We start from the raw sequence: 6,105 nt of genomic DNA, 5'->3' as shown, positions 1-6,105 counted from the left end.
CTCAATGAAATAGATGCTTCTTCCGACTCTGAGGTGCTCACGGATTGGGATTCTGAAACCGACTCACTCAAAGATGTAGAAGCCTCTTCCGACTCTGAGGTGCTCACGGATTGGGATTCTGAAACGGACTCTGAGGCGGACTCACTGAGTGAAGTCGATGCTTCTTCTGATTCTGAGGCGCTCATAGATTGGGAGTCAGATACTGAAACCGACTCACTCAAAGATGTAGAAGCTTCTTCAGACTCTGATGTGCTCACTGATTGGGTTTCTGACACAGACTCTGAGGCGGACTCACTGAGTGAAATAGATGCTTCTTCCGACTCTGATGCGCTCATAGATTGGGAGTCAGATACTGAAATCGTCCCAAGAACTACGCTATCTGCTTCAGCAAGAGCATCTTTGCCGAGTTCAGATGTTGTTGCCGTTTTAGCATCTGCTTCATCAGCTTGTGCTGCTGTCGTCACTACTGCACCCCCAAGAATAGCACCAGTTGCTAAGATCCCCTTCAACAAAGTCCGACTTGGAGTTGCTGTCGTTTCCTCAGAGACTTCTGCTACAACCAGTTCTTCAACCTGACCACGGACAACTTTAAAGAGGCCCAAATTGGAAGTTGCTGCACGAAGCCAGTTTTTTCCAGATTTGATTAATTTAAATCGAGTCACACGATCGGTTTCACGAAATGACCCATTAGAACGTTTAAAAAACATTTGTTCTCCTTATTATTCAGTTTAACATTAACATTATACATCATTATACCCTAGTTTTAAAATAATTTAATTTTAAAAATTCGAATTTATTAGTCAATTAGTTTTCATCTTTGATATGATTTATATTGATATTCTTATACTTGATGATTTTTCCATTAAAAAGATAAAATGGAACACCTGCTTGAACCACACTGTAAAAGTTAATTAATATGTCTCATGTAACTGCATGATTAGATCTTTCTTTTGTATTTTGAAAACAGAAATATTTTATGACTATGAAAAGACAGTCTATTACCTTAACCACTTGCTAAAAGCCGTTATGGGCTTTATTGGCTATTACGACAAAAAACAAATTAAGGTCAAGCTAAAAGGACTTAGTCCTGTACAACACAGAACTAAATCCTTTCCTAAAATTATTTGTCTAACTGTTTGAGCCCAGTACATTATTATGGAATTTTCTGATAATTATCTGATTTTTTCCAACATACTTTCAATATGTTGGATGGATTTTTCGCGTCCAAGCAAGTAGATGGTATCTGGCAATTCAGGACCATGCATTTCACCTGAAACGGCAATACGGATTGGCATAAAGAGGTTCTTACCTTTGATACCAGTTTCTTTTTGAACCGCTTTGATTTGTGGGAAGATATTTTCAGCCACAAACTCATCGTCTGACATGGCTTCAAGTTTTGCCTTGAAGGCTTCAAGAACAGTTGGAACGGTTTCACCAGCCATGACTTCTCGCTCAGCTTCCGTCAATTCTGGGAAGTCTGAGAAGAAGAGGTCCGTCAATGGAACGATTTCATCCACTGACTTCATTTGTGGTTTGTAGAGTTCCACCAATTTCTCAGCCTTGTCTGTCAAACGTCCTGCTGCTTCGAGGAATGGTTTTGCCATTTCAAAAATGGTCTCAAGATCTGCATTCTTGATATACTCATTGCTCATCCAGTCCATTTTCTTTTGGTCGAAGGCTGCTGGAGACTTGCTGAGACGGTTTTCATCAAAGAGTTTAATCAGTTCTTCGCGAGAGAAGATTTCGTCTTCCCCACCAGGGTTCCAACCAAGAAGAGCGATAAAGTTAAAGACTGCTTCTGGAAGGTAGCCTTTCTTCCGGTAATCTTCAATAAATTGAAGGGTATTAGTGTCGCGTTTAGACAACTTCTTACCAGTTTCAGAGTTGATGATTAAGGTCATGTGACCAAACTCTGGCGCTTCCCAACCAAGAGCTTCATAGACCATGAGCTGTTTTGGGGTGTTAGCAATGTGGTCGTCTCCACGGATGACGTGAGAGATTTGCATATCGTGGTCATCAATTACAACGGCAAAGTTGTAAGTTGGGTAACCATCTTTCTTTTGGATGACCCAATCCCCACCGATATTACCACCTTCAAACTCGATATCGCCTTTGACCATATCATGCCATTTGTAAATACCAGACTCATTGACTGCCAAACGAACCGTTGGAATCACACCTGCTGCTTCACGTTCTGCGATATAAGCTGCTTTTTCTTCTTCGCTCATGCCGAGGTATTCGTTGATGTAGCGAGGTGTTTCACCAGCTGCTTCTTGACGTTCACGCTCTGCTGCCAACTCTTCTTCTGTAACATAAGATTTGTAGGCTTTTCCTTCGGCTAGCAATTGGTCAATGTATTTTTGATAGAGTTCCAAGCGCTCTGATTGGCGGTAGTTTTCATGCGTCTCTGGACTTTCGTCCCAGTCCATGCCCAACCAACGAAGGTTTTCAAGCTGTGAACGTTCTCCGTCTTCGACGTGACGCTTGCGGTCAGTATCTTCGATACGGATAATAAAAGTTCCACCATGGTGGCGTGCATACAAGTAGTTAAACAATGCTGTACGGGCATTTCCGATGTGTAGTAGTCCTGTTGGACTTGGTGCATAACGCACACGAATATCTTTTGCCATATTTCTCTCCTCTTATCTTGTTCGCTATTTCTAGCTCATTTTTCAATCGTTCCTATTATACCACAAAGAGAGCAGGACTGAAATGAATAAGTGACCTTTCTAGTTTTTCTTCCTATATACATGAAAAAAGCCAGAACAAATACTCTGACTGATATCCAATCTATTTGTATCTTAGCTTAATCTTTCTTCTAATTCAAAGTCGATTGGCAGAGTTTGTAAAAAGTGCTCCAACTCACGTTCCCAGTAGAACCATTCGTGCTTGCCTGGGCTGTGGGTATAGGTGACATCCAAACCTAACTTTTCTAGTTCCTTGACTTCAAAATTATTGGCCTCATAGAGGAAATCCTGCTCCCCACACCAGATCCAGAGTTTGGTCTTCTTATCTGAGAACTTCTTGGAAACAGTCTCTAGCGAATAGGGACTGGTTGTCCAATCCTCAATCTCTCCAAAGATCCCCTTCCAAAAAGCTGGTTGTTCCAAGTCATTGTTTTCAAAGTCCCGATCGTGGAAACTCAGAGCACCGGAAAAACTAGCCGCATGGGAGAAACGATTTGTCTTGAGAGCCAAGAGCATTGATCCATAGCCGCCCATGGATAGACCCGCAATAAAGGTCTTCTCCCGTTTCTTGGTCATATTAGGGAAGAAGCGAGAAAGAGTCTCTGGCAATTCCTCCGCAATGGCCGTGTAGTAGTTGTAGCCATACTGGGTATCTGTGTAAAAGCCATTATTGGTATTTGGTAGGACCACGATCAGATTGGTATTGCGCAAAATGCGCTCCACATTAGTCCGCTTCAACCAGGAGTGGTGGTTGCCATTCATCCCGTGTAAGAGATAAAGGACTGGAATATCCGTATCCGCTGGATCTTCCACGCGCGATGCATCGGGATAAAGGACGGACACGCCCCACTCCATCTTCAAGGCTTCTGAATAATACTCAATCTGCATAACTGCCATTTGCTTCCCTCTTTCTACTGTTAAAAACACTCGGCAAGCCTCGGGCCGCCAAGCGTTTCCATTTCTTCTATTATTTCACTTCCATCACGACTGGTAAGATAGCTGGACGACGTTTGGTTTGTTCAAATAAGAACTTAGACAAGTTGTCGCGTACCAAACCTTTTAACTCACCCCAGTCAAAGCTGTCTTGTGTCAAATAGTCTTCAACGCTTTGGTTGACCAATTCGCAACTTTCACGAAGAATATCCCGACTCTTCTTGACATAGACAAAACCACGGGTGTGCACGCGCGCTTTGGAAATAATCTTCTTCTCTTTGCGATTCACCGTGATCGCCACGATAAAGATCCCGTCTTCTGACAAGACCTTGCGGTCACGAAGGACGATATTGCCCACATCACCAATGGCATTCCCATCGATCATGACATCTCCAGCTGAGACGCTACCGGCAGGGACGAAGTCCCCCTTTTCGTATTCCATCACAGTCCCGCGTTTTGGAATAAAGATATTTTCAGGCAAGATACCAACTTCCATCGCTACCCGCGCATGGGCATCCAATTCGCGGTATTCCCCTTGGATCGGGAAGAGATATTTAGGACGAAGAAGGTTGATCATCAACTGCAAGTCCCGTGCGTTTCCGTGCCCAGACACGCGCAAGCTTGACGTGATCAATTTGACAATGCCACCTGCTTGGTAGACCATGTTTTCCACACGAGCCACCACAGCTTCTTTGGCAATAGATGGCGTTGTGACAATATAGACCAAGTCCCCATCTTTGATTTCCACATAGCGGTGACGGCCAATAGACATCTTGCGCAAACCGTTGATCGGCTCACCCATCCGGCCTGTTTCCAAGATGATCAATTCATGATCCTCGAAACGGCTCATTTCTTTGGGCTTGATCAAGAGTTTTTCGTTGGCAAGAGACAATTTGTTCAAGCGAATAGCTGTGCGGACGATGTTTTCCACATCAAACCCTGTCAAGACCACTCGACGGCCAGTCTCAGCCGCAGCATCAAAGACCTGCTGGATCCGAGAGAGGTTGCTGGCTACCGCCGCTACGATGACACGACCATCCCAGTCTGCGATCGTATCTAAGATGGCATCGCCTACTTCTTGCTCACTGGCAACTTGAATATTACTATCCGCATTAGCCGAATCACTCAAGAGAGCAAGCACACCTTCACGTCCAATCTCAGCTAGACGAGCAAAGTCTGTCGCGTAGGACTCGCTGGCAGTTTGGTCAAATTTAAAGTCTCCTGTGTAGACGATATTGCCCTCAGGAGTGCCAATCACAATCCCGATACTTTCAGGGATGGAGTGGGTTGTTTGAAAGAAAGAGACGACGGCATCCCCAAAATCAATCTCAGAATTCTGATCGATGACATGAAAGTCGTTGAATTTCTTCACACTGTCATTGCTTTTTACAAAGAGTTTAGCCAACTCAATGGTCAACTCTGTCCCGAATACAGGGACTTTCGCTTCCGCCAAAAGATAAGGCAAGGCCCCAATCGCATCTGCGTGACCGTGGGTCAAGAAAACACCCGCAATGCGGTCCTTGTTTTCAAATAGATAATCCATGTTGGGGATAACGACATCCACCCCAAGTTGCTCATTTTCTGGATACTTCAAACCTGCATCCAAGACAAAAATTGAATCGTTCACTTCGGCAACGTAGAGATTTTTCCCATTTTCTCGAACACCGCCAAGAGTGACTAATTTAATACTACTCACTGTTGTCTCCTTTAGTGTGATTATTTTAATACTTACGGTCCTTGGTCGCCCAAGTCGAATTACAGTTTTGCAAATACTTGCATATCCACTCTATTATACAATTTTTTTCTCTTTTTTTCAAAAAGCTTTCCACAGCAAAAAAGTCCTCTCATCTGAAGTAGATGAGAGGACTTCTAGGCGCCTGTTTTTAGGGGGAAAAGCCCCTAAAGATGGTAATCTCCCCGTTTATTTTCAATGATCCGCATGGCTGCCTTGATCACATGAAACTTGCCTAACAATTCCTCTAGGCGCTTACTATTTCGCTCGCTCAATTGGCCGTTCTTGACCGCTTGGGACAGGCTATAAAAGTCATCCAAGTCCTCCCCAATGTTTTCAAACAGCTCTTTAGCTTCCTTGAGTCGGTAGCGATTGACTAGGTGGTTCACATCTTTTTTGAAGGAAGCGACATTGTTTTCGTGAATGTCCGTATAAGCTTCCTCTTCTTCCCTAGACTCTTGATAATTAACCGCCTTAAAGCAAGTGATGAACTCCCGACTTTTGATATTGCAGACAAAGATGACGCCATCACTAGCTACATAGGCTTCTGTGTTGGCGGGTTGAACCACATTACTATCATAAGGAGAGAGGGAGGGGAGGTGTTGGTTGATCCACCTGTTCAGGTGCTGATCATCTACGCCAAAGCGCTCAAAAGCTCTTTGCCGGAAATGGTCCCGACAACTATATTCTTGCGCATACGACAATCCCATACTCTCACCTCCTCCTGAGTATCTTATAAAAATGGCCTCCAGT

5 protein-coding genes and 1 pseudogene are annotated in these 6,105 nt (G+C 43.9%); 1 reads left to right on the top strand and 5 read right to left on the bottom strand.

Annotated features, from left to right (window positions below; genetic code table 11):
• On the bottom strand, window positions 1–707 hold a 707-nt coding region (locus tag O3602_RS09470), incomplete at its 3' end, for an accessory Sec-dependent serine-rich glycoprotein adhesin (protein ID WP_371611581.1).
• A gap of 220 nt (window positions 708–927) precedes the next feature.
• On the opposite strand from O3602_RS09470, the pseudogene O3602_RS09465 reads away from it, so the two are divergent.
• Window positions 928–1,140: pseudogene (locus tag O3602_RS09465) on the top strand (IS3 family transposase); the annotation flags it as partial.
• A 32-nt stretch (window positions 1,141–1,172) separates the two neighbouring features.
• Here the strand turns inward: O3602_RS09465 and gltX are convergent.
• The 4 genes from gltX to O3602_RS09445 form a co-directional block, all read right to left on the bottom strand.
• Window positions 1,173–2,630, bottom strand: coding sequence for a glutamate--tRNA ligase (gltX, locus tag O3602_RS09460; RefSeq protein WP_003012457.1), 1,458 nt, complete (start codon window positions 2,628–2,630; stop codon window positions 1,173–1,175).
• Window positions 2,631–2,801: 171 nt separating this feature from the next.
• The gene (locus O3602_RS09455; RefSeq protein ID WP_003012423.1) at window positions 2,802–3,584 is read right to left on the bottom strand and encodes an alpha/beta hydrolase family protein; all 783 of its coding nucleotides are present in this window, start codon (window positions 3,582–3,584) and stop codon (window positions 2,802–2,804) included.
• 70 nt (window positions 3,585–3,654) lie between these two features.
• A complete protein-coding gene (locus tag O3602_RS09450; protein WP_003012479.1) occupies window positions 3,655–5,316 on the bottom strand; it encodes a ribonuclease J in 1,662 nt (553 codons plus the stop codon).
• 203 nt (window positions 5,317–5,519) lie between these two features.
• Window positions 5,520–6,062, bottom strand: a complete 543-nt coding sequence (locus O3602_RS09445) for a hypothetical protein (RefSeq protein ID WP_371611580.1) — start codon at window positions 6,060–6,062, stop codon at window positions 5,520–5,522.
• Between the last annotated feature and the right edge of the window lie 43 nt (window positions 6,063–6,105).

It is taken from the genome of Streptococcus sp. 27098_8_186 (assembly GCF_041432055.1).
In the GTDB taxonomy this organism is placed as follows: Bacteria; Bacillota; Bacilli; order Lactobacillales; family Streptococcaceae; genus Streptococcus; species Streptococcus dentalis.
The sequence above is the reverse complement of the archived record's forward strand: the minus strand, read 5'-3'. Positions and strand labels throughout refer to the sequence as shown.